At 42.7% G+C, this 22,955-nt stretch carries 21 protein-coding genes; 19 read left to right on the top strand and 2 right to left on the bottom strand.

Features of this window, described 5'->3' with window-relative positions; translation table 11 throughout:
* Nucleotides 1–14: 14 nt before the first annotated feature.
* The 15 genes from fabD to umoD all read left to right on the top strand — a co-directional run bounded on the left by fabD (nt 15) and on the right by umoD (nt 13,701).
* Entirely contained in the window at nt 15–944 is a 930-nt protein-coding gene (gene fabD / locus AACQ81_RS05590; protein ID WP_237385180.1) for an ACP S-malonyltransferase, read from the top strand.
* A gap of 11 nt (nt 945–955) precedes the next feature.
* Complete coding sequence (fabG, locus tag AACQ81_RS05585; RefSeq protein WP_237385179.1) at nt 956–1,690, top strand: 3-oxoacyl-ACP reductase FabG; 735 nt, start codon at nt 956–958, stop codon at nt 1,688–1,690.
* A gap of 150 nt (nt 1,691–1,840) precedes the next feature.
* Nucleotides 1,841–2,077 carry an acyl carrier protein gene (gene acpP, locus AACQ81_RS05580; RefSeq protein ID WP_004247087.1) on the top strand — a complete coding sequence of 79 codons (237 nt, stop codon included), beginning with the start codon at nt 1,841–1,843 and terminating at the stop codon, nt 2,075–2,077.
* Between the two features lie 74 nt (nt 2,078–2,151).
* A complete protein-coding gene (gene fabF, locus AACQ81_RS05575; RefSeq protein WP_237385178.1) occupies nt 2,152–3,393 on the top strand; it encodes a beta-ketoacyl-ACP synthase II in 1,242 nt (413 codons plus the stop codon).
* A 66-nt stretch (nt 3,394–3,459) separates the two neighbouring features.
* A complete protein-coding gene (gene pabC / locus AACQ81_RS05570; protein ID WP_237385177.1) occupies nt 3,460–4,287 on the top strand; it encodes an aminodeoxychorismate lyase in 828 nt (275 codons plus the stop codon).
* A 68-nt stretch (nt 4,288–4,355) separates the two neighbouring features.
* Entirely contained in the window at nt 4,356–5,381 is a 1,026-nt protein-coding gene (gene mltG / locus AACQ81_RS05565; protein ID WP_237385176.1) for an endolytic transglycosylase MltG, read from the top strand.
* The gene (tmk, locus tag AACQ81_RS05560) at nt 5,378–6,007 is read left to right on the top strand and encodes a dTMP kinase (RefSeq protein ID WP_237385175.1); all 630 of its coding nucleotides are present in this window, start codon (nt 5,378–5,380) and stop codon (nt 6,005–6,007) included. The genes mltG and tmk overlap by 4 nt, the downstream gene beginning before the upstream one ends.
* Before the next feature lie 11 nt (nt 6,008–6,018).
* Nucleotides 6,019–7,008: a DNA polymerase III subunit delta' gene (gene holB, locus AACQ81_RS05555; protein ID WP_237385174.1), complete on the top strand. Its 990-nt coding sequence runs from the start codon at nt 6,019–6,021 to the stop codon at nt 7,006–7,008.
* A 22-nt stretch (nt 7,009–7,030) separates the two neighbouring features.
* Nucleotides 7,031–7,807 (top strand): metal-dependent hydrolase, encoded by a 777-nt coding sequence (locus AACQ81_RS05550; RefSeq protein ID WP_237385173.1) that lies wholly within the window; start codon nt 7,031–7,033, stop codon nt 7,805–7,807.
* A 22-nt stretch (nt 7,808–7,829) separates the two neighbouring features.
* Complete coding sequence (gene hinT / locus AACQ81_RS05545) at nt 7,830–8,180, top strand: purine nucleoside phosphoramidase (RefSeq protein ID WP_237385172.1); 351 nt, start codon at nt 7,830–7,832, stop codon at nt 8,178–8,180.
* 38 nt (nt 8,181–8,218) lie between these two features.
* Entirely contained in the window at nt 8,219–8,797 is a 579-nt protein-coding gene (gene lpoB / locus AACQ81_RS05540; RefSeq protein WP_237385171.1) for a penicillin-binding protein activator LpoB, read from the top strand.
* Nucleotides 8,775–9,638 (top strand): phosphotransferase, encoded by an 864-nt coding sequence (locus tag AACQ81_RS05535; RefSeq protein ID WP_339353407.1) that lies wholly within the window; start codon nt 8,775–8,777, stop codon nt 9,636–9,638. Before lpoB ends, AACQ81_RS05535 begins: the two co-directional genes overlap by 23 nt.
* 202 nt (nt 9,639–9,840) lie before the next feature.
* The gene (gene nagZ, locus AACQ81_RS05530; protein WP_237385169.1) at nt 9,841–10,860 is read left to right on the top strand and encodes a beta-N-acetylhexosaminidase; all 1,020 of its coding nucleotides are present in this window, start codon (nt 9,841–9,843) and stop codon (nt 10,858–10,860) included.
* Nucleotides 10,861–11,273: 413 nt separating this feature from the next.
* Nucleotides 11,274–12,578, top strand: a complete 1,305-nt coding sequence (locus AACQ81_RS05525) for an NAD(P)/FAD-dependent oxidoreductase (RefSeq protein WP_237385168.1) — start codon at nt 11,274–11,276, stop codon at nt 12,576–12,578.
* Nucleotides 12,579–13,218: 640 nt separating this feature from the next.
* Nucleotides 13,219–13,701, top strand: a complete 483-nt coding sequence (gene umoD / locus AACQ81_RS05520; RefSeq protein ID WP_237385167.1) for a UmoD family flagellar biogenesis regulator — start codon at nt 13,219–13,221, stop codon at nt 13,699–13,701.
* Nucleotides 13,702–13,841: 140 nt separating this feature from the next.
* On the opposite strand, the gene mfd is transcribed toward umoD, so the two are convergent.
* Nucleotides 13,842–17,288 carry a transcription-repair coupling factor gene (gene mfd, locus AACQ81_RS05515; RefSeq protein ID WP_237385166.1) on the bottom strand — a complete coding sequence of 1,149 codons (3,447 nt, stop codon included), beginning with the start codon at nt 17,286–17,288 and terminating at the stop codon, nt 13,842–13,844.
* A 197-nt stretch (nt 17,289–17,485) separates the two neighbouring features.
* Between mfd and lolC the strand changes: the two genes are divergently transcribed.
* The 4 genes from lolC (at nt 17,486) to cobB (ending at nt 21,636) form a co-directional block, all read left to right on the top strand.
* Complete coding sequence (lolC, locus tag AACQ81_RS05510; RefSeq protein WP_237385165.1) at nt 17,486–18,688, top strand: lipoprotein-releasing ABC transporter permease subunit LolC; 1,203 nt, start codon at nt 17,486–17,488, stop codon at nt 18,686–18,688.
* Entirely contained in the window at nt 18,681–19,385 is a 705-nt protein-coding gene (gene lolD, locus AACQ81_RS05505; protein WP_237385164.1) for a lipoprotein-releasing ABC transporter ATP-binding protein LolD, read from the top strand. Before lolC ends, lolD begins: the two co-directional genes overlap by 8 nt.
* Entirely contained in the window at nt 19,385–20,632 is a 1,248-nt protein-coding gene (gene lolE, locus AACQ81_RS05500) for a lipoprotein-releasing ABC transporter permease subunit LolE (RefSeq protein ID WP_237385163.1), read from the top strand. The genes lolD and lolE overlap by 1 nt, the downstream gene beginning before the upstream one ends.
* A gap of 173 nt (nt 20,633–20,805) precedes the next feature.
* The gene (gene cobB / locus AACQ81_RS05495; RefSeq protein ID WP_237385162.1) at nt 20,806–21,636 is read left to right on the top strand and encodes a Sir2 family NAD+-dependent deacetylase; all 831 of its coding nucleotides are present in this window, start codon (nt 20,806–20,808) and stop codon (nt 21,634–21,636) included.
* A gap of 125 nt (nt 21,637–21,761) precedes the next feature.
* On the opposite strand, the gene AACQ81_RS05490 is transcribed toward cobB, so the two are convergent.
* Nucleotides 21,762–22,883 carry a ribosomal protein uL16 3-hydroxylase gene (locus AACQ81_RS05490; protein WP_237385161.1) on the bottom strand — a complete coding sequence of 374 codons (1,122 nt, stop codon included), beginning with the start codon at nt 22,881–22,883 and terminating at the stop codon, nt 21,762–21,764.
* Between the last annotated feature and the right edge of the window lie 72 nt (nt 22,884–22,955).

Below are 22,955 nucleotides of genomic sequence, written 5' to 3'. Positions count from 1 at the left end.
ACAGGAAAATAGACATGTCTGATTTTGCAATGGTGTTTCCCGGTCAGGGTTCTCAATCGCTGGGAATGTTGGCCGATTTAGCCACAGAATTTCCTCTGGTTGAACAGACTTTCGCAGAGGCTTCTGCGGTTTTGGGATATGATTTATGGACATTAGTTCAGCAGGGGCCTCTAGAAGAACTGAACAAAACGTGGAAAACCCAACCTGCTTTACTGGCAGCTTCAGTCGCTATTTGGCGTATATGGCAAGAAAAAGGTGGTAAAGCACCTTCCATGATGGCTGGTCATAGTCTTGGTGAATACTCGGCACTGGTTTGTGCTGGAGTGATTGAATACCAAGAGGCCATCAAGCTTGTTGAGTTGCGTGGTAAGTTGATGCAGGATGCTGTACCAGAGGGGCAAGGAGCGATGTATGCCATTATCGGCTTAGATAATGAATCCATTGCAAAGGCATGTGAAGAATCCGCACAGGGTCAGGTTGTTTCACCAGTTAATTTTAACTCACCTGGACAAGTTGTCATCGCAGGTGAAAAAGATGCTGTAGAACGTGCAGGGGCAGCATGTAAGGCTGCTGGAGCAAAGCGTGCGTTACCTTTGGCTGTCAGTGTACCATCGCACTGTGCACTTATGAAATCTGCTGCTGAGCAACTGGCGGCAGCGTTGCAAGAAGTTGCCTTTAATCAGCCGCAGTTCCCTGTCATCAATAATGCTGATGTCAAAGTAGAAATATCTGCTGATGCTATTCGCGATGCTTTGGTTCGTCAGTTGTATAATCCTGTGCGCTGGGCAGAATCAGTTGAGTTTATTGCTGGGCAGGGTATAGAACAGCTGTTAGAAATTGGGCCAGGTAAGGTATTAACTGGGTTAACTAAGCGAATTGTTGATACTTTAAGTGCTACAGCAGTAAATGATGTATCATCACTCACAGTTGCTCTGAACAAATGACTGAGGAAAACATGAGTTTTGATGGAAAAATTGCACTAGTCACAGGCGCTAGCCGTGGCATAGGTCGCGCGATTGCAAAATTATTGGCTGAACGTGGTGCATGTGTTGTTGGTACTGCAACCAGCGAAAAAGGAGCCGAAGCAATCAGTGCCTATCTTGGTGATAAAGGCAAAGGTTTTGTACTTAATGTCACAGATTCAGAATCCATTGAAAATGTACTATCGAATATTCGGGCTGAATTTGGTGAAATAGACATTCTGGTTAATAATGCAGGCATCACTCGTGATAACTTGTTGATGCGCATGAAAGATGATGAGTGGCAAGACATTGTTGACACTAATCTTTCTTCGATTTTTCGTCTGTCAAAAGCAGTTATGCGCTCTATGATGAAAAAACGTTATGGACGTATTATTTCCATTGGTTCTGTTGTTGGAACGATGGGAAATGCAGGGCAGGCGAATTATACGGCTGCGAAAGCAGGAGTTATTGGTTTTAGTAAATCACTGGCTCGTGAAGTCGCTTCTCGTGGCATCACCGTCAACGTTGTTGCACCTGGTTTTATCGAAACAGATATGACCAAAGCGTTGACTGACGAACAACGTGCAAGTATTTCCGCTGGAATTCCTGCCAATCGTCTTGGTGATGTAAAAGAAATTGCCAGTGCTGTAGCGTTTCTTGCTTCTGACGAGGCCGCTTACATTACGGGTGAAACATTGCATGTCAATGGTGGCATGTACATGATCTAAAAATGAGCGAACCCTCTGTTTTTGATGTATTTTTTGTACAAAAGAAGCAGATTGTGGTTCGACCAGCCGGGATTTGGTTGCATCTTTTCCTGTATTTTATAAACTACGAAAACCATCGCAAAAGCGAGTTTTGATAGGAAATTTAATAGTATGAGCACTATCGACGAACGCGTTAAGAAAATCATCGTTGAACAACTGGGTGTTAAAGAGGAAGAAGTTGTAAATTCAGCTTCATTTGTTGATGACTTGGGCGCTGATTCTCTTGACACAGTTGAACTGGTAATGGCTCTGGAAGAAGAGTTCGATATCGAGATCCCAGACGAAGAAGCTGAGAAAATCACTACAGTTCAGGCTGCTATTGACTACGTTGAAAACGCAGGTAAATAAGCACACATACCTAGGCGGTCATTCGACCGCCTATGTTTCTAGTCCTAAATTTTTTCCCTCCCTGGAGGATAACCGTGTCTAAGCGTCGAGTAGTCGTGACCGGACTAGGCATGTTATCTCCTGTCGGCAATACAGTAGAATCATCTTGGAATGCTGTTTGTGCCGGACAGAGTGGTATCGGCCTTATCGAACATTTTGACACCGCTAACCATGCAACTAAGTTTGCTGGTGTGGTGAAAAATTTTAATCATGAAGATGTCAATATTTCGCGCAAAGAAGCACGGAAAATGGATCTCTTCATTCAGTATGGAATTGCTGCAGGCATACAAGCCTTTAAAGATGCAGGAATCGAAGTAACAGAAGCCAATGCTAGCCGCTTTGGTACTGCTATTGGTTCTGGTATTGGTGGTTTGGGCCTGATTGAAGAAAACCACAGTACATTGCTTTCGGCAGGGCCTCGCAAGGTCAGCCCATTCTTTGTACCTTCAACCATCATCAATATGGCGGCAGGCCATTTAAGTATCCTGTATGGTCTTCGTGGGCCCAGTATTTCGATTGCAACTGCTTGTACTTCTGGCGTACATAATATAGGTCATGCCGCGCGCATTATTGCTTATAATGATGCTGATATTATGTTGGCCGGTGGTGCAGAGAAAGCTAGCACAGAATTTGGTGTTGCCGGATTTGGTGCTGCACGTGCATTGTCAACCCGTAACGATGATCCTAAGAAGGCAAGCCGCCCTTGGGATAAAGATCGTGATGGTTTTGTTCTGGGTGATGGGGCGGGTGTTGTCGTTCTTGAAGAATATGAACATGCCAAAAAGCGTGGTGCAAAAATCTATGCTGAAATTGTTGGTTTTGGCATGAGTAGCGATGCTTATCACATGACATCTCCTCCTGAAGATGGAACGGGTGCTGCTTTGGCAATGGAAAATGCCCTGAAAGATGCAGGTATTTCACCAGAGCAAGTGGGCTACATTAATGCTCATGGCACCTCAACATCAGTGGGTGATCTTGCAGAAGTTCGTGCAGTTGAGTCTGTTTTTGGTAAAGGCACTAAGGTATTAGTGAGTTCAACTAAATCAATGACAGGCCACTTGTTGGGTGCAGCAGGGGCAGTTGAATCTATTTTCACTATCCTTTCTCTGCGTGATCAGCTGGTTCCTCCAACTATTAACCTGGAAAACCAGGATGAAAACTGTCACTTGGATTTTGTTCCAGGTGAAGCACGTAAAGTTGAAGGAATGGAGTACGCATTGTGTAACTCTTTCGGTTTTGGTGGCACAAACGGGTCATTGATTTTCCGTAAGATCTAAAACGCTCTGTGTTTATAAAGAGCCTCAACATTTGTTGGGGCTTTTTATCGAAGTGAAGAAATTAAAATGACGTATTGGATTAATGGTAAGCAGTGTAACCACTTACCTGTAGGCGATCGTGCGGTGCAATTTGGAGATGGTTGTTTTACCACAATCAGAATCGAACAAGGGCAACCAGCCTTATTGCCTTTACACATAAAACGGCTGCAAAAAGGTGTTGAAAAACTGTTTATGCCAGCACTGGATTGGGCGCAACTTGAGAACCATATTAAGCAGGCAGTGCAAGGATGCAAGTCAGGTGTTTTGAAAGTTATTCTCTCCAGAGGGATGGGAGGCCGAGGTTATAGCTTTGATGACGCTATTGAACCCACTAAGATCCTCTCTTTGAATCCATATCCTGAACACTATATCACTCAGCGCCAGAAAGGAGTCTCATTGACCCTTAGTCCTATTTCTATGGGAATTAATCCTTACTTGGCCGGTATCAAACACTTGAACCGCTTGGAACAAGTTTTGATTAAGCAATTTATTGATAAATCCACATCGGATGAGGCATTGGTGCTTGATAGTGATGGTTTATTGGTCGAATGTTGTGCCGCCAATATATTTTGGCGAAAAGGAAAAAATGTTTATACACCTGATCTCAACCAGTGTGGTGTGGAAGGGATAATGAGGCAAAAAATAATCGAATTGTTGACGGAAAGTGATTATACCCTGTCATGTGTTATCCGCTATCCTGAGGCATTAGCCTATGCTGATGAAGTGATTATCTGCAATTCCCTGATGCCAGTTATTCCGGTAACGCAAATACAAGCACACAAAAATCAGCCATCGTGGAAGTATCAATCAAGAGAATTGCATGAGTATTTATTACCCGAATGCTTAGTGCTTTAATACTTTATTATTTAAGGCATTAGCCGTTTAGTGTTCATCATTGAAGCACAAATAAAAGTGATTACAGAATGAAACTAAAAAAGTGCATTCTTGTTCTGCCCGGATTGATTATTGTGGTTGCAGCGATCATCTTTTTTTTCTTTGTAAAGAAAATAGAAAACTTTGCTGATCAGGATATTAATCTCAATCAAGAACTCATCTTTACTGTACCGGCAGGGACTGGGCGTGTCGGATTGGAAACCTTACTGATTCGGCATAAATTAATTGAAGATAATCAACTATTGCAGTGGTTATTCCGATTAAAACCCGAACTCGCCAAGTTTAAGGCCGGCACTTATCGCTTGCAAACAGGAATATCTTTGAAAGCTGTTTTGCAATTGTTCGCCAGTGGTAAAGAAACTCAATTTGCCATCCGCTTTGTGGAAGGAAGCCGCCTCTCTGATTGGTCAAAAACATTACAGAATGCGCCATACTTAAAGCACGAATCGGAGAATAAAACACCGCAAGAGCTGACTGAAATCTTGGATATAAAAACGGGAGAATCCTTGGAGGGCTGGTTTTATCCTGATACCTATCTCTATAATGCTGGCACGAGTGATGTGGAATTACTCAAGCGTGCCCATAATAAAATGAAAATGATTCTTGAGCAGGAATGGAAAACGCGCAAAAAAAACCTTCCGTATAAGGATGTGTATGAGATGTTGATCATGGCATCTATCATTGAGAAAGAGACCGCGATTGAATCTGAACGTACCAAAGTTGCCTCTGTATTCGTAAATCGTCTGCGGTTAAAGATGCGGTTGCAAACAGATCCGACAATCATTTACGGATTGGGAGATAAATACACGGGGACAATTTTTCGCAGTAATCTCACCACATTTACACCCTATAATACTTATATGATTGATGGGTTACCGCCAACCCCCATTGCCATGCCAGGTCAGGCTTCGATTAAGGCAGCAGCACATCCAGCCGCCACAGAATACTTATATTTTGTAGCGAATGGCGATGGCGGTCATACATTCACCACTAATTTAGTCGCACATAATAAAGCAGTAAGTCTTTATCGTCAGAGGTTGAAGCAGTATAAATGAACAGCAAATTTATTGTTATTGAAGGTCTTGAGGGCGCAGGAAAAACGACAGCAATCCAAACAGTGTCTGAAACATTGAAACAGTATGGTATTTCTGATCTGATTTTTACCCGTGAACCGGGTGGAACACCATTGGCAGAAAAGTTACGCGAGCTGATTAAACAGGGTGTTAAAGGAGAAGTACTGACAGATAAAGCAGAAGTATTGATGATATATGCTGCCAGAGTTCAATTGGTGGAAAATGTTATAAAACCTGCTTTATTAAAAGGGACATGGGTGGTCGGAGATCGTCATGATCTCTCTTCTCAGGCATATCAGGGCGGGGGCCGTGGCATTGATCAAAATCTGATGGAGTCACTAAGTAATGCAGCATTGGGTGAGTTCTGCCCAGATTTGACCCTCTATCTTGATTTACCTCCCGACGTGGGCTTAGAACGTGCTCGTGAGCGTGGTGAATTGGATCGCATTGAAAAAGAATCTTTGGATTTCTTTCATCGTACTCGCGCAAGATATCTTGAATTGGTGGCGGAAAATGACAACATCAGAAAGATTGACGCGACACAATCACTAGAAAAAGTTCAGGCGGCTATTCGTCATACTTTGCTACAGTGGCTGCAAGAACAATAGGAAACACAAGTATGAATTGGTATCCGTGGCTCAATCATGCGTATCGCCAGTTAGTTGAAACCCATCAACAAGGGCGCGGGCATCACGCTGTTTTATTTCATGCCCATGAAGGGACTGGTGCCGGAGCCTTACTATACGGATTGAGTCGCTGGTTGATGTGTCAGGATAAACAGGGTATAAAAAGCTGTGGTAAATGCCATGGTTGCCACTTGATGCTGGCAGAAACCCACTCTGATTGGCATGTCCTTGCCCCTGAAAAAGGAAAAAATACCATTGGCGTGGATGCTGTTCGCCAGCTCAGCGAAAAACTCTATGAATACTCTCAGCAAGGAGGGGCTAAAATTGTCTGGCTGCCATCAACTGAGTTGCTGACTGATGCCGCTTCCAATGCCTTGTTGAAAACATTAGAAGAACCGCCTAAAAACACTTATTTTTTGCTGCAATGTCAACAAACTGCAAATTTGCTGGCAACATTACGTAGCCGTTGTTTCTACTATTTTCTCCCTGTACCTGAAAATGCCATCGGGCTGTATTGGTTGCAAAGCCAGCTTCCGGCCATATCATCATTGGATGCACAGACTGCATTAAAACTTTCTCAGGGAGCGCCATTGGCAGCAGAGCGATTGCTTCAGACTGAGAAATGGCAACAAAGAAACCTGCTTTGTCAGGCGATCGCACAGGTATTGGATAAATGTGATACCCTGTCGCTTTTACCATTGTTAAACCGTGATGATGTACAACAGTCTTTGCATTGGTTGATAAGTTTATTATCCGATGCGGTGAAATGGCAACAACAGGCACAAAATTACTGTGTTAACCAAGATCAGAAGGCTTTGATTCATCGCCTTGCCTCCACACAAAATGTGGGGAACTTATTAAGTACAGTTGATGATTGGATACACTGTCGTCATCAATTATTATCTGTGGTGGCTATCAATCGAGAATTGTTGCTGACAGCGCAATTACTCAATTGGGAAAAACAACTTTGTTCCACACAGTAACTTATTCAGATATGAGAATATTATGTTTTTAGTTGATTCGCATTGTCATCTTGATTGCCTGGATTATGAAGCACTGCACAAAAGTGTAGATGATGTTGTAGCAAAAGCGGCAGAACGAGATGTGAAGTATATGTTGGCTGTTGCTACAACATTGCCTGGCTTCCAACAAATGAAAAACCTGATTGGTAAACGGGAAAATGTAGCATATTCTTGTGGGATTCATCCGTTGAATCTTGATGAAGGTTACAATTTTGAAGAATTAGCCCGGTTGGCTGCTGATGAGGATGTAGTCGCAATGGGTGAAACAGGACTGGATTATTATTATCAGAAAGAAAATGCTGAACTCCAGCGAACTTCATTTCGTGAACATATCCGAATTGGTCGTGAATTAAATAAACCAGTGATCGTACATACCCGCGATGCAAGGGATGACACGCTGTTGGTTTTGCGGGAAGAAAAAGTGCAAGAGTGTGGTGGAGTTTTGCACTGTTTCACAGAAGATAAAGAAACAGCAAGAGCTTTGTTAGATTTGGGTTTTTATATTTCTTTTTCTGGTATCGTCACCTTCCGCAATGCGGAGCAAATTCGTGAAGCGGCCAGGTTTGTACCACTCGATCGAATTTTAGTAGAAACTGATTCACCGTATTTGGCACCTGTGCCTCATCGTGGCAAACAGAATCAGCCTGCTTATGTTCGTGATGTTGCTGAATATATGGCAGTCTTGAAAGGTGTTAGTATTGAAGAATTAGCAGCAGTGACCACAAAAAACTTTTGTGAACTGTTTCATATCAATATTTAATAACATTAAAAGGAAAATTGAGATGGCAGAAGAAACTATTTTTAGCAAAATCGTTCGTCGGGAAATCCCTACTGATATTATTTATCAGGATGATTTGGTAACGGCATTCCGTGATATTTCTCCTCAAGCACCGACTCATATTCTGATTATACCTAATGTACTGATTCCAACTGTTAACGATGTCACTACTGAGCATGAGCTTGCATTGGGTCGTTTGTTCACTGTTGCCGCAAAAATTGCAAAAGAAGAAGGTATTGCAGAAGATGGCTACCGTTTAATTGTGAACTGTAATCGTAATTCAGGGCAAGTCGTGTTCCATATCCATATGCATTTGGTGGGTGGACGTCCATTGGGCCCCTTGCTGGCAAAGTAAAAATTGATAAAAGGTAACGATGTAACTGGAGTAGATTAATGAAAAGAATTCTCTTTGTTATATTATCAACGATGCTGCTGGCAAGTTGTGTATTACCAGAAGCAACGCAACAGCCTGCTCCTGTTACGCCAATAGAACCAAAGAAAAAAGAGGAAACGCCGGTAGAACCATCGGAAAAAGTTCCTCAGCCTCCCAGGATACAATCTATTAGTTGGAATAGTATCGTTCAGCCATTGGTTGAAGAAATGGTTAAGGTTCATGGAGTGGAAGCGGGAAAAGTATTACTTGTTGACTCTGTAAAAAATAACACTAACGGTTCATTGCGAACCTTGAAAGCAACAGATGCGATTATTGATGCAGTCAGTAATAAGCAGGTTTTTCAGGTGGTACCCAAATCCCAAGTACATATTGCTCAGCAAGCTCTGGGATTATCATCAGAAGATAGTTTAGGCTTGCGCAGTAAATCCATTGGATTGGCACGTTATTTGAATGCTGACTATGTTCTCTATTCCTCGGTCTCTGGCAATAATGGTCAGCGCGATTTAGAGATGCAGCTGATGCTGGTTAAAACGGGTGAGATACTCTGGTCGGGTCGTGGCGACATTAACGAAAGATAACTCTTTATTGGATATGCTGTGTCAGCAATGGCCTGACATTCCAAAGGAGTCTTGGGAAATTAGGTCATTAACAGGGCTGACTCAGGGAAGTTACTATGTTACGGACGGTGTGCGCCAGATGGTTGGGCGCGCACAAACATCACACAAAGAAATACTGGGAGTAGATCGCCAGCGAGAAAATCATATTTTACGCAGGTTATCTTCTACAAATATTGCGCCTAAAGTGATCGCGGTGAATGAAGATTGGCTACTGTTGGAGTGGCTGGCGGGTACAAACATAGCATCCGATGCATTTAACCGACCATCATTACAGCGTTCATTGGCTAAGACACTTGCTATTCTTCACCAACATCCTCCATTGGGATATCCTCTAAAACTCAAACAGCAAATTGCGTCTCAGTGGCAGCAGATTGACCGAAAACGTCTCTCTCCCCGTTGGTTACGGTTACATAAATTTTTTATGGCGACCAGAATGCCGACAGCTTTGAAAATTGCCCCTGACCACATGGATATTCATTCTGATAATCTACTGATGACCGAAGAGGGGTTAAAATTGATTGATTGGGAATATGCTGCTGATGTTGATATTGGTTTTTCATTGGCTGTACTGCTTAAGGGGAATCAATGGAATGAGATACAGCAGCAAACTTTTTTGGATTATTATTGTATGCAGGCACCGGGGTACTCAAATATCTCATTATTACGGCAACAGATTAAGCGCTGGGAGCCGTGTGTCAGCTATATGATGTTAATGTGGTATGAAGTACGCTGGCAGCAGACAAAAGAGCAACAATTTTTATCACTGGCGTATCCTCTGCGTCGGGCTTTTGCACTGACGTAATGTGCTGATGATAACGAATTTCAATTAATGATAATTAAATTATATACCCAATGGATTTCAAGATGCAGTGCGACGGCAAGGGAATGAACCCCCAGAAGCATAGCTAACTATGTGACTGGGGTGAGTGAGCGCAGCCAACAAAGCTGCAACTCGAAAGACGACGGGTATAGATGACAACCAATAAAAAGAAGTAAGGAATACTATGGGTCCAGTAATGTTAGATGTTGTTGGCTATGAATTGGATAGTGAAGAACGAGAAATTCTGCAACATCCATTAGTGGGCGGTTTAATTCTGTTTACCCTCAATTTCAACGATACAAAACAATTACGTGAGTTAGTTCGCCAAATTCGTGAAGCTTCCCGCCATCGTCTTGTTATTGCTGTTGATCAGGAAGGAGGACGTGTTCAGCGTTTTCACGAAGGTTTTACTCGTTTACCTGCTGCACAATCTTTTGCTTACGTGAATGACCAGCTTTTGGGAGCACATCTGGCAGAAGAATCGGGTTGGTTGATGGCATCAGAAATGATTGCAATGGACATTGATATCAGTTTTGCACCAGTGCTGGATTTGGGACATAAATGTACGGCTATTGGTGAACGCTCATTTCATGAAGAGCCTGAGCCAGCGATGATCATGGCTGAAAAGTTTATCAATGGCATGCATTCTGCGGGAATGAGATCAACAGGTAAACATTTTCCGGGTCATGGTGCAGTGACGGCCGATTCCCATAAAGAAACACCTCAGGATGACCGCCCAATGGATACTATCAATTGCCATGATATGGTTATTTTCCGTGATTTTATCCAGCGTAATTTATTGGATGCGATTATGCCTGCCCATGTTATTTATCCTCAGGTAGATCATCGTCCTGCCAGTGGCTCACCATATTGGCTGAAATCTATATTGCGTGAACAATTGGGTTTTGAAGGCGTCATTTTTTCTGATGATTTATCAATGGAAGGGGCTGCTGTAATGGGAAGTTATGCCGAACGTGCAAAATCTTCACTGGACGCTGGTTGTGACATGATTTTGGTGTGCAATAATCGAGAAGGGGCTATCAGTGTGCTGGATAAGCTTCCAATGATCAATTCTGGTAAAGTTTCTCGCTTATATCATCAGGGTAAACAATTCAGTCTGGAAGAATTGCATAAATCTGAACGTTGGCGGCAGGCTAATAAGGCTTTGCATGGTTTGTGTGAAAAATGGTTAAGGTGTGAATAACTATTCTGTAATGTAAATTTTTTTCGATAAAAGTAAGGAATAAGTTCATGATGATCGATCCTATTCCTTTTTTATTTCAACATATTTCCTTGCCGTATTTATCCTGATTGTGTGATCTATCAATTCTCCAAAACTCCATATTCACATTATATTTACACTGTAAACAGTAATTATTTATAAACCTGATTAAACTCCAATTAATTGAAAATAGGCCTGCAAATTCTGTGATTGATGTCTAAATAATCAAAAGAATTTGAATGTGATTATTTTTGGTATGACCAACTGACCTACCATGATATTCTGAATATATTTTCAGTATGAAATTTATCTAGCCTGATGTTATTTAAGGTTTTCATTCAAAAAATCAGTCTGGCACTTTACATAACATTAGTTGTATTTTCAGTGGGGTAGTCATGACAACGCCAAAGACAAGAATTGTCATCATTGGTGGGGGCGCTGGTGGTTTAGAGCTGGCAACGCGTTTGGGACATAAATTAGGGCGTAAGCAAAAAGCCGAAATTACTTTGGTGGATCGCAATAATAGCCATTTATGGAAGCCATTATTACATGAAGTAGCAACGGGTTCTCTTGATGATGGTGTTGATGCGCTGAGTTACTTAGCGCATGCCAGCAACCATTGTTTTAATTTTCAGCTGGGTTCCCTCACGAATATTAATCGTGAGGATAAGAAAATTACTTTGGCTGAGATCCGTGATGAAGGCAGTGATTTGTTAGTACCAGAACGTGAGCTGGCTTACGATATTCTTGTCATGGCATTGGGTAGTCAATCCAATGATTTTGGTACGCCTGGCGTGAAGGAAAACTGCATTTTCCTTGATAATCCACATCAGGCACATCGTTTTCATAATGAAATGCTGAATCTGTTCCTGAAATATTCTGCAAATCAGTGTACAGAAGAAAAGGTGAATATTGCGATTGTTGGCGGTGGAGCGACGGGTGTAGAGCTTTCAGCAGAGCTGTATAACGCAGTTAAGCAGTTTAACAGATATGGCTTTGAAAGTTTGAATTCAGACGTTTTGAATGTGACTTTGGTTGAAGCAGGTGAGCGTATCCTGCCTGCATTGCCAACGCGTATTTCCAGCGCGGCTCATCAAGAATTAACTAAACTTGGTGTTAAGGTATTAACTAAGACCATGGTAACCAGCGCCGATGAGCATGGCTTGAATACCAAAGATGGAGAGCAGATTAAAGCTTCTCTGATGGTTTGGGCAGCAGGGATTAAAGCTCCTGACTTTATGAAAGACATCGGTGGGCTGGAAACAAATCGTATTAACCAGTTAGTTGTGAAGCCAACGTTGCAGACCACATTGGATGATCAGATATTTGCTATTGGTGATTGTGCATCATGCCCGAAAAAAGAGGGTGGTTTTGTTCCTCCTCGAGCTCAGTCTGCTCACCAAATGGCAAGTCGCTGTTATGACAATATTCTGGCATTGCTGAATGAAAAACCATTGAAAGAATATGTCTATAAAGATCATGGTTCATTGGTATCATTATCTAAATTCAGTACAGTTGGTAGCCTGATGGGGAACTTGATGCGTGGTTCAATGATGGTAGAAGGCCGTATTGCACGTATAGTTTATATTTCCTTGTATCGTATGCATCAGGTAGCCCTGCATGGATATATTAAGACAGGTTTGATGATGTTAGTTGGTGGAATTAACCGTGTGATTCGACCACGTTTGAAATTACATTAATTAGCTGAGAAACCTAGTTTTAAAATGGCTTATCTTGAATAGAAACTGACTCAGATAGGCCATGGATTCCTTCCATTATATTAATTGTTATGCATGTCATAATTATTCTTATCTAAATTTATCGAGCTTATTTATTATAATTAATAAGCTGTATTTGGATTAAATTCAACTATCCAATTGAATTAACTCATTATTGTTATTTGTGAGGATTGTTAAATAATGGAGGGGTATTATATTTATATGATGGAAAAGATAAACTTGAATGCCTCTATCGTGTATAAATACCTTATAGGCAAACGACATGATTTATTAATACATTTAATTAATCGTTGTAATAAAGACAGTTTTAGTTAGGTTACTGTAGTATTACAAACTTGATCTAATTGTTAGGATTAGCGATTATCTTACGATGCTTTTTTATTTTCCATTTTGAATCAGGGCGTATTCAGATAAAAGTAATAGATATTGAACGCACTAAACCTCTACTAGGATGATTAATCAATGGTTTTATTATATTAGGTTAATGGAATAGGACTTTTCTTAAATAATTAATTGAGCGCATTTTTGGCCCCCATCTAATATAGGGGAAATATTTTCTAATTAAAATGTGTAGAAAGTTATTAATATATCAAGGTGCTATGTGGTTAAACTAAAGATAAGACAGTATGTAATTGGTTTTATAATTACTATTATTGCCACCATTGGTGCAGCAACGTTTTTTCTGAAATCTCCATATCCTAACGTCGCACAAGTATTATCTTCAAACCCGATCAGATCAAAGATTTCTGTTCATCAATCTTATTGCCATATCACGGTATTCCCTATTCCTAATATGGTTAAAGACATTGCAGCTAATCATTTTCTTGAGTATGAATATCGTGTATTAACTCTTCTTGATCATCTTAAAGTAAAGAAAGAATACCCTGCTTTGAACCATTCAACATTAAAAAACTGCACATCAATTGTTTTTAATCAGGTACGTATTGTTGGATATGATGTAAGGTATTTGATTGGTGAAAAGCCCGGATTACCGGGAAAAATTAGAATGCCATATGATCCGGAGAAAACGATTCCTTTAAATGAAAAAGGTCAATTAATCATTGAACCACTCTTAGACCAGTAATTTTTCGTCGTTCAAAGGTAAAAATTTGGGTACTGATTTCCTTGGTTTTTTGCATGCAGTTCGCATAAGGCAACAGTTACGAACTGCATTAGCACAGGAGTAAATTAACCTTTCATTTTTTTATCATAGCGTTAAGTCCATTAGCTATCCTTTTGATTTTGTTCAAAAGTTTCCAATAGTTGCTGGATAAAAGATAATCGAGCAGCCCGTTCAGTTAATTCAGTAATGAATTTCAGTTTAGAAGGTCCATCCAGTCGGTAAACATTGGGCTGTGTCTGTAATAATCCAATCAGATAATGAGTATCGATTTTATTATTATTACCAAATTCGATGAAACCACCTTTTTCATGAGCCTCAATACGCTTGATACCCAATTCCTGAGCTAACAGGCGAATGGAAGCTGATTGTAACAAGTGACGCCCGGGATCGGGTAGTAGACCAAATCGGTCAATGAGTTCTATCTTTAGTTCATCTAGTTGATTATTATCCTGCGCACTGGCAATACGCTTATAGAAAGACAGTCGCATGTTCACATCGGGGATATAGTCATCAGGTAGTAGAACCGGCATGCGCAGCTCTATATCAGTCTGATTGTTGTTTAAATCTTCAAGTGAAGGCTCACGGCCATTCTTGAGCGCGTCTACAGCACTTTCCAGTAATTCCATGTAGAGGGTGAAGCCGATACTGGCCATTTGTCCACTTTGGTCTTCACCCAATAATTCACCTGCTCCCCTGATTTCCAGATCGTGAGTAGCCAGTGCAAAACCGGCACCTAAATCTTCAAGGGATGCAATAGCTTCCAGCCGTTTTTGGGCATCTTTGGTCATCGCTTTTGGATGAGGGGTCAGTAAATAAGCATAGGCTTGATGGTGTGAACGCCCGACCCGCCCTCGTAGCTGATGCAACTGAGCTAGTCCAAAATGGTCAGCTCGTTCAATAATAATCGTGTTGGCGCTGGGAATATCGATCCCTGTTTCAATAATGGTAGTACACACCAGCACATTAAAACGTTGGTGATGGAAATCCGTCATAACGCGTTCCAAGTCACGTTCACGCATCTGTCCATGACCTACAACGATTCTGGCTTCAGGAACTAACTCTTCCAGCCGGGATTTGGCTTTCTCAATATTTTCGACATCGTTATACAGATAATAAACCTGCCCACCACGCAAGATTTCCCGCAGAATAGATTCACGTACGACGAGGCTGTCATATTCACGCACAAAAGTTTTTACTGCCAGCCGACGTGCCGGGGGCGTGGCAATAATCGACAAGTCACGCATACCACTCATTGCCATATTGAGAGTACGAGGGATCGGGGTTGCGGTCAGGGTCAGGACATCAACATCCGCACGCATGGCTTTAATACGTTCTTTATGGCGAACCCCGAAGCGATGTTCCTCATCAACGATTAACAAACCAAGATCTTTCCAATGCAGGTCGCTTTGCAGAAGTTTATGGGTGCCGATAACGATATCTACTTTTCCTTCAGCAGCCATATCAATGACCTGTTGCTGCTCTTTTGCACTGCGGAAACGCGACATCACTTCAATATGTACTGGCCAATTAGCAAAGCGATCCCGGAAATTATCGTAATGCTGCTGTGCCAATAGCGTTGTCGGCACAAGCACCGCAACTTGTTTGTTATTGGTAATAGATAAAAATGCAGCACGCATTGCGACTTCTGTTTTGCCAAACCCGACATCTCCACATACCAGTCTATCCATAGCAATAGGTTGACACATATCATCAAGTACAGCTTCAATGGTTTGTTCTTGATCGGGGGTCGTTTCGAATGGGAAACTTTGACAGAACTGTTGATATTGTTCACGATCGTTCGTGAAAGCAAAACCCGACCTGACAGCACGCTGTGCGTAAACATCCAGTAATTCCGCCGCAACATCCCGCACTTTCTCAGCCGCTTTTTGGCGAGCTTTACTCCATGCTTCTCCACCCAGTTTATGCAGTGGCGCACTTTCTTCCGACCCACCAGCGTAACGACTGATGAGATGAAGGGAGGAGACTGGTACATAAAGTTTATCTTCTCCGGCATAAGTCAGGATAAGATATTCCGCTTTAATACCACCTGCTTCCAGCGTTGTTAATCCTTGATAGCGACCAACACCATGATCAAGATGAACAACAGGTTGACCGTGCCGTAGTTCAGCAAGATTACGAATGAGCGTATCGGTATTGATGGTACGTCGATTATCCTGACGGCGACGACTGATACGTTCTCCAAGCATGTCACTTTCACAGATAAGGGCGAGTTTGTTGTCTTCATCAACGAAACCGTGTTCTGCGGCCCCAATCATTAAGAAATAGCCAGGTTTATCGGCATTTATCAACTGACTTATCTTTACCGGACTGATTTTAATGCGTGACAGTAACTCTTGCACGGATTCTCGGCGTCCTTCACTTTCCACCGAGAATACAATTTTGCCGCTAAATTGCTCCATGAAATGGCGTAGTTTATCCAATGACGCTTTTTGCTGCGCCGAAATAGATAAATCAGGCAGAACCTGATAAGCAAGATTAGTTGTTCCTGCTTTTTGGGAAAATGTTTCGCTGCTGACTAGAATACGAGGCCAGTTTTTCAACTCTGAAAATAGCTTATTGACAGGTAGCCAGATTTGTTCGGGAGCCAACAATGGGCGCATAGGATCAACTTTGCGATTGTCAAAGCGTTGTTCCGTATCCTGCCAGAAGCGTTCTGCGGCGCTGAGTAAATCCTGCGTAATAAACAGGGTATTTTCAGGGATATAATTAAAGATCGAAGGCAAGGGTTGTTCAAAGAATAACGGTTGCCAATATTCGATTCCCGCCGGAAGTATTTTTTTGCTGACTTGTTGATAAATATGCTCAGCATCGCGACGCACTTCAAACTGCTCGCGCCATTGGCTGCGAAATAGCTCAATGGCATCTTGGTCGGTTGGAAATTCATGAGCTGGCAATAAGCTGATTTTTTCCACTTCTGCCAATGTTCGTTGTGTATCTACATCAAAGGTACGCAGGCTATCTATCTCGTCGTCAAAAAAATCAATGCGATAAGGATGTTCGCTACCCATTGGAAATAAATCAAACAAGGCCCCCCGTGTTGCAAATTCGCCATGTTCAAGTACCTGTTCAACACTACGGTAACCGGCCTGCTCCAGTTCTGTCCGCAGTTTGTCGCGGGAAAGACGCTGTCCTTTGTGCATGACCAAAGCATGGCTTTTAAGATACTCATGCGGACAGACACGCTGCATCAACGTATTGACGGGCAGGATTAACGCGCCTTTTACCATTGATGGTAAGTGATAGAGGGTGGATAAACGGTTGGAAATAATTTCTTGATGCGGTGAAAAACTATCGTAAGGCAATGTCTCCCAGTCTGACATCATATTTATTGGGGAGTGGGTGAATTGTTGAATTTCATCGCGTAATCGCAGGGCATTCTGCATATCTCTTGTCACCAGCACTATTGGCCCTGAGTGACGTTCAATGATTTCGGCGCATTCAACAGCACAAGCGGCACCTGTTAAGTGACCTAATTTGCGGATATCACCGCGACGTTCAGGAAGTTGATAACGATATTTTGCTGACATAAGCGTTTGATGTGTTCTCTAAGATTCAGTCCATTCCCAACACATTTTTTACCCAGTAGCCTTACAATAAATACGCTGGCAGGTTGAGAGAAAGTAAAAAAAACCGCAGAACCGGGATTCGGGTGGTTCCATAAAGTATTGCTACCCTTTATTATCCTCGAACACTTTGCTTTGGCAACAGGGGCGTAACAGATTTCATGTTCCAATCTGTCTCATTATTTATAGGATTGCGCTATATGCGCGGGCGGGCGGTCGATAAATTTGGCCGTTTTGTTTCATGGCTGTCGGCTATTGGCATCACGCTGGGCGTGGCGGCATTGATTACTGTATTGTCAGTGATGAATGGCTTTGAACGCACACTGGAAGGTAGCATTTTAGGTTTTATGCCTCAGGCTATCATCACATCGGAAAAAGGCTCTATCAACCCGATTGAACATCCGGTCGGACAACTTTCGGGATTAAAAGGTGTTAACCGCATAACTCCGCTTGTGCAAGGAGATGTGGTGTTACAGAGTCCCAGCAATGTTGGCGTTGGTGTCATGTTGGGTACTACGGCGAATGAATATGCGCCACTGGCGGAATATATTGTCGATGTTGATCGCAGCCAGCTACAACCCGGACGCTATTTTGTCATCTTGGGAGAAAAGCTGGCCGCAAAATTGGGTGTTAAACGTGGTGATCAAATTCGCGTTATCGTGCCGAGTGCAAGCCAATTGACACCGATGGGGAGAATTCCCAGCCAGCGATTATTCACCGTAGCGGGCACATTTTTCGCCAATAGTGAGGTTGATGACACAGAAATGTTGGTTAATCAGCAGGATGCAGCACGATTGTTACGTTATCCCCTCGGTAACATTACGGGATGGCGCTTGTATCTCAATAAACCACTATCGGTTGATGTACTGAGTCAGCAAAAATTACCGGAAGGGCTGGTTTGGAAAGACTGGCGCGAGCGCAAGGGGGAATTTTTTCAGGCGGTTCGCATGGAGAAAAATATGATGGGATTGTTGCTTAGCCTGATTATCGCTGTAGCTGCCTTTAACATTATTACCTCTCTTTCTTTGTTGGTAATGGAAAAACAGGGTGAAATTGCCATCTTGCAAACGCAGGGGCTAACTCGTCGCCAAATACTGGCAATTTTCATGATCCAAGGTGCAGGAGCGGGCATCATTGGTGCGTTACTGGGAACGGGATTAGGTCTGCTCCTTTCCAGTCAATTAAATAGTTTAATGCCATTGATCGGTTTGCTGACTGAGGGTATTCAATTACCTGTTGCGATTGATACTCCGCAAGTGGTGGTGATTGCCATCAGCACTATGCTAATTTCCCTGTTATCAACTTTATATCCTTCTTGGCGCGCGGCTGCCACTCAACCTGCTGAGGCTTTACGTTATGAGTAATCAACCCTTATTGCTGTGCCATCACTTGTGTAAAAAATACCAGGAAGGAAAAATTTCCACAGAAGTGTTGAAAAATGTCACTTTTTCCATGCAACAAAGAGAAATGATGGCGATTGTCGGCAGTTCGGGGTCGGGTAAAAGTACGCTTTTGCACTTGCTTGGTGGTTTGGATTCACCCAGCGTAGGTGAAGTAATTTTTAAAGGGCAGTCCCTTAATCAGATGTCTTCTTCTGCCCGGGCAAAATTACGTAATAATGAAATTGGTTTTATTTATCAGTTTCACCATCTATTGCCTGATTTTAATGCTTTGGAAAATGTTGCCATGCCGCTACTGATTGGAGGTAAAAAGCGTCAACAGGCTCAGGAAAAGGCACGGCAGATGCTGGCCGCCGTTGGCTTGGAAAATCGGGCACAACATAGGCCCTCTGAGCTGTCAGGAGGAGAACGTCAGCGTGTTGCAATTGCCCGGGCACTGGTAAATGAACCTTCATTGGTATTGGCGGATGAACCGACAGGTAATCTTGACCAGCGTAATGCAGACAGTGTATTTCTGCTTTTGCAAGAATTGAATCAACAGCATGGCACGGCATTTCTGGTTGTGACACATGATTTAAAATTAGCCAGCCGGCTGGCTCGTCAGGTAGAAATGCGAGATGGGTACCTACAGGAAGAATTAGCCCTGACGGGGGAGATGTGATGGCGAATCTGCCTCTTGCATTATTTACTGCATTGCGATTCAGCAGAGGTCGCCGCCGTTCTGGCATGGTTTCTTTGATTTCTGTTATTTCAACACTGGGAATTATGCTGGGTGTTGCGGTATTGATTATCGGCCTGAGTGCCATGAACGGGTTTGAACGGGAACTGAATAACCGGATACTTTCTGTCGTGCCACATGGACAAATTTATGCGGTGAATCAGCCTTTTCAGGATTGGGAACCAGCAATTGAACGGGTAAGGAAGACTCCGGGTATTGTGGGAGCTTCTCCTTATATTGAGTTTACGGGCTTGATGGAACGGGGCGAGAAACTTCATGCTGTACAGGTGCGTGGTGTGGATCTCAACTCAGAATCCACTGTTAGTGCTCTGCCTCTGTTTGTGCGTGACGGGGCATGGAAAAGATTCAGTGCAGGAAAAAATGAGGTAATTTTAGGGCAGGGTGTGGCCCATTCGCTGCATGTAAAACAAGGTGATTGGCTGACTGTCATGATCCCGAACAGTGATCTGAACTTGAAGTTGTTGCAGCCAAAACGCATTCGTTTACAAGTAGCAGGCATTTTCCAGTTGAGTGGTATGTTGGATCACAGTTTAGCTCTGGTTCCTCTACCTGATGCTCAAAAATATATGGAGTATGGAAATGCCATTACCGGTATTGCTATCAAAACGGATGATGTTTTTGCAGCAGAACAGCGTGTTTGGGATGCAGGTAATGCCACAGGGAAATATGTGTACATCAGCACATGGATAAAAGATTATGGCTATATGTACAATGATATTCAAATGGTGCGCAGTATCATGTACCTGGCTATGGTTCTGGTGATTGGTGTTGCCTGCTTTAATATTATTTCAACGTTAATTATGGCGGTGAAAGATAAAAGCAGTGATATCGCGATCTTACGTACCTTAGGTGCCAAAGATGGCCATATCAGAGCGATTTTTTTATGGTATGGATCTTTGACAGGGATGACTGGTAGCATCATTGGTGTTGTTGTCGGAATTTTCATATCATTAAATTTGACAACTATCATTAAAGGGGTGGAAAGGATGGTCGGGCATCAATTTCTTTCTGGGGATATCTATTTTATTGATTTCCTGCCATCAGAATTACATGCCATGGATGTTTTTTATGTTCTGCTAACAGCATTGATATTAAGTTTGTTAGCCAGTTGGTATCCTGCTCGTCGGGCCAGTAAACTTGATCCAGCACGTATTTTGAGTGGTCAATAGTATGCCAGAATATCAACATCTCTTTAAGCGGGCTATCGTATCACCTTGAATTGGCGAAAGTGAATCGATAAAAATGAATCAGCAGAAACAGCGCTCTTAGGTAGTGTCCTGAGTGGAGCAGATATCCGACGAAGGGTATTTAAAGGAAACCTTCTTTTTAAGGAAACAACCATATGCGGGTTCGTTATCGGCACATCAAATTCTGCCGGATTAAACGGCTACGGCGTCAACGATTACATAGACTAAATTTTTACAGGGATATTCGATTGGCAAATAAAATAGAAAAACCTCATGTGGTGGTGCTGACAGGTGCGGGGATCTCTGCTGAGTCAGGTATTCGAACATTTCGCTCTTCCGATGGTCTTTGGGAAGAACATCGAGTCGAAGATGTCGCTACACCGGAAGGTTTCCAGCGTGATCCTGATATGGTTCAGGCATTTTACAATGCGCGTCGAAAACAGCTCCAGCAACCCGAAATCAAACCTAATGCCGCGCATTATGCTCTGGCAGAACTCGAACAGATACTTGGTGACAATTTTCTGTTAGTGACACAGAATATTGATAATTTGCATGAACGAGCAGGGAGTCAACGTATTTTGCATATGCACGGTGAGCTGTTGAAAGTTCGTTGTTGCCAGTCTGATCAAGTGATTGAATGGGGAATAGAATTAACAACGGAAGATCGTTGCCATTGTTGCCAGTTTCCGTCTCAATTACGTCCGCATGTCGTATGGTTTGGGGAAATGCCATTGGGTATGGAGCAGATTTATTCTGCTTTGAGTGAGGCTGATATATTTATTGCTATCGGAACTTCTGGTCATGTGTATCCCGCAGCTGGTTTCGTGCGTGAAGCCAAATTATCAGGGGCGCATACGGTTGAGCTGAATTTAGAACCTAGCCAAGTCGAAAGCTTATTTGATGAGAAACACTATGGTCACGCCAGTAAAATTGTGACTGAATATGTTCAGTCCTTAATTCATCAATTCAAGGCAGATAAAAGCTGATTTGACGCAATATTTGCTCTATTTATCTTCTCCATAAAAAGCACCCAAAAGTTGAAGTATAGCGTCCAACTTTTGGGGTGCAGATCAGTGTTGCCCCTTTCCCTTTACGCGTGAATCCTCACGAATCAATCATTAAAATACCAGTATCCGCTATTGACTAAGGCTGTAAGCAGACTGATAAAACGAACATCGTCAATGGCATCACCCAGAAGTTGGGCATCGACCTTATTGTGCTGACAAAGTGCATCAGTGGCGTGGATATGAGAAGTATCCATCAACTCGCCGTTGACGAAACATTGGTCACCGATGCGCAGGACGCGCAATCCATTCAATCGATTGAGTTCTTCACCTTGTTTCAGTAACTCATAAATTTCGTCGCTTTCATAAGGTGGTTCAGGTGGAGCAAGATCCAGCTCATGGCGAGATTGAGAAATGAATTCACCAAACCAATCCTGAAAAGTTTCTGGTTGCTCCAGTAATTCACGCATCATTGAACGCAATGTGGTTAATTCATTTGCCTGAATCAAAGCCGGGTTATCACGAAAAGTCAGTTCGGGATCGCTGTAGCGATAACTTCCTAACTCATTAGCCAGAACGTAATCAGCAAACCCGCTGAATAATTCACGGGCATTGGGGGCCCGAAATCCGACAGAGTAGTTCAGTGAATCTTCAAGAGCGTAGCCTTCATGTGGAAAACCCGGTGGAATATAAAGGATATCGCCCGGCATCATTTCCTCATCAATGATTGCCTCGAAAGGATCAACCTGTAATAAATCAGGATGTGGGCAATGTTGTTTCATCGGCATTTTTTCGCCTACACGCCAGTGCCGACGACCTTTCCCTTGAATGATAAAGACATCGTATTGATCAAGATGAGGGCCGACACCGCCGCCGGGTACAGAAAACGAGATCATCAAGTCATCCATGCGCCAATCAGACAGCACACGAAATGGTTTCATTAGTGCGGAGGAGGGAAGGTGCCAATGGTCAACGGCCTGTACGAGTAATGACCAATCTTTCGCACCTAAATGGTCGTAGGTTTCAAATGGCCCATGAGAAACTTCCCAGCGCCCATTTTTCTGACTGACCAAACGACTATCAATTTCATTTTCCATTGCCAGTCCCGCCAGCTCATCAGGAGATAGGGGGTCAATAAACTGACGAAAACCTTGTTTAATCAGCAATGGTCGTTTTTGCCAGTGGTTTTGCAAAAACGCCTGCCAGTCCAGATTTAGCTGATAATCCATGGTGACATCCTGAAGTGAGAAGTGAATTTCGCGCTATTATAACGAATAGTCAATGACGATATCAGATTTGGT

Source organism: Xenorhabdus sp. Sc-CR9, from assembly GCF_963897815.1.
In the GTDB taxonomy this organism is placed as follows: Bacteria; Pseudomonadota; Gammaproteobacteria; order Enterobacterales; family Enterobacteriaceae; genus Xenorhabdus.
Note: the sequence above shows the minus strand (reverse complement) of the source record. Positions and strands in the feature narration are given on the sequence as shown.

Coding starts and splice junctions, on each gene's coding strand:
- tmk (WP_237385175.1), top strand. CDS start 5,378: ATGAACAGCAAATTTATTGTTATTGAAGGTCTTGAGGGCGCAGGAAAA.
- pabC (WP_237385177.1), top strand. CDS start 3,460: ATGACGTATTGGATTAATGGTAAGCAGTGTAACCACTTACCTGTAGGC.
- nagZ (WP_237385169.1), top strand. CDS start 9,841: ATGGGTCCAGTAATGTTAGATGTTGTTGGCTATGAATTGGATAGTGAA.
- holB (WP_237385174.1), top strand. CDS start 6,019: ATGAATTGGTATCCGTGGCTCAATCATGCGTATCGCCAGTTAGTTGAA.
- AACQ81_RS05490 (WP_237385161.1), bottom strand. CDS start 22,883: ATGGATTATCAGCTAAATCTGGACTGGCAGGCGTTTTTGCAAAACCAC.
- mfd (WP_237385166.1), bottom strand. CDS start 17,288: ATGTCAGCAAAATATCGTTATCAACTTCCTGAACGTCGCGGTGATATC.
- fabD (WP_237385180.1), top strand. CDS start 15: ATGTCTGATTTTGCAATGGTGTTTCCCGGTCAGGGTTCTCAATCGCTG.
- lolE (WP_237385163.1), top strand. CDS start 19,385: ATGGCGAATCTGCCTCTTGCATTATTTACTGCATTGCGATTCAGCAGA.
- acpP (WP_004247087.1), top strand. CDS start 1,841: ATGAGCACTATCGACGAACGCGTTAAGAAAATCATCGTTGAACAACTG.
- fabG (WP_237385179.1), top strand. CDS start 956: ATGAGTTTTGATGGAAAAATTGCACTAGTCACAGGCGCTAGCCGTGGC.
- hinT (WP_237385172.1), top strand. CDS start 7,830: ATGGCAGAAGAAACTATTTTTAGCAAAATCGTTCGTCGGGAAATCCCT.
- lolD (WP_237385164.1), top strand. CDS start 18,681: ATGAGTAATCAACCCTTATTGCTGTGCCATCACTTGTGTAAAAAATAC.
- AACQ81_RS05550 (WP_237385173.1), top strand. CDS start 7,031: ATGTTTTTAGTTGATTCGCATTGTCATCTTGATTGCCTGGATTATGAA.
- lolC (WP_237385165.1), top strand. CDS start 17,486: ATGTTCCAATCTGTCTCATTATTTATAGGATTGCGCTATATGCGCGGG.
- AACQ81_RS05525 (WP_237385168.1), top strand. CDS start 11,274: ATGACAACGCCAAAGACAAGAATTGTCATCATTGGTGGGGGCGCTGGT.
- mltG (WP_237385176.1), top strand. CDS start 4,356: ATGAAACTAAAAAAGTGCATTCTTGTTCTGCCCGGATTGATTATTGTG.
- cobB (WP_237385162.1), top strand. CDS start 20,806: ATGCGGGTTCGTTATCGGCACATCAAATTCTGCCGGATTAAACGGCTA.
- lpoB (WP_237385171.1), top strand. CDS start 8,219: ATGAAAAGAATTCTCTTTGTTATATTATCAACGATGCTGCTGGCAAGT.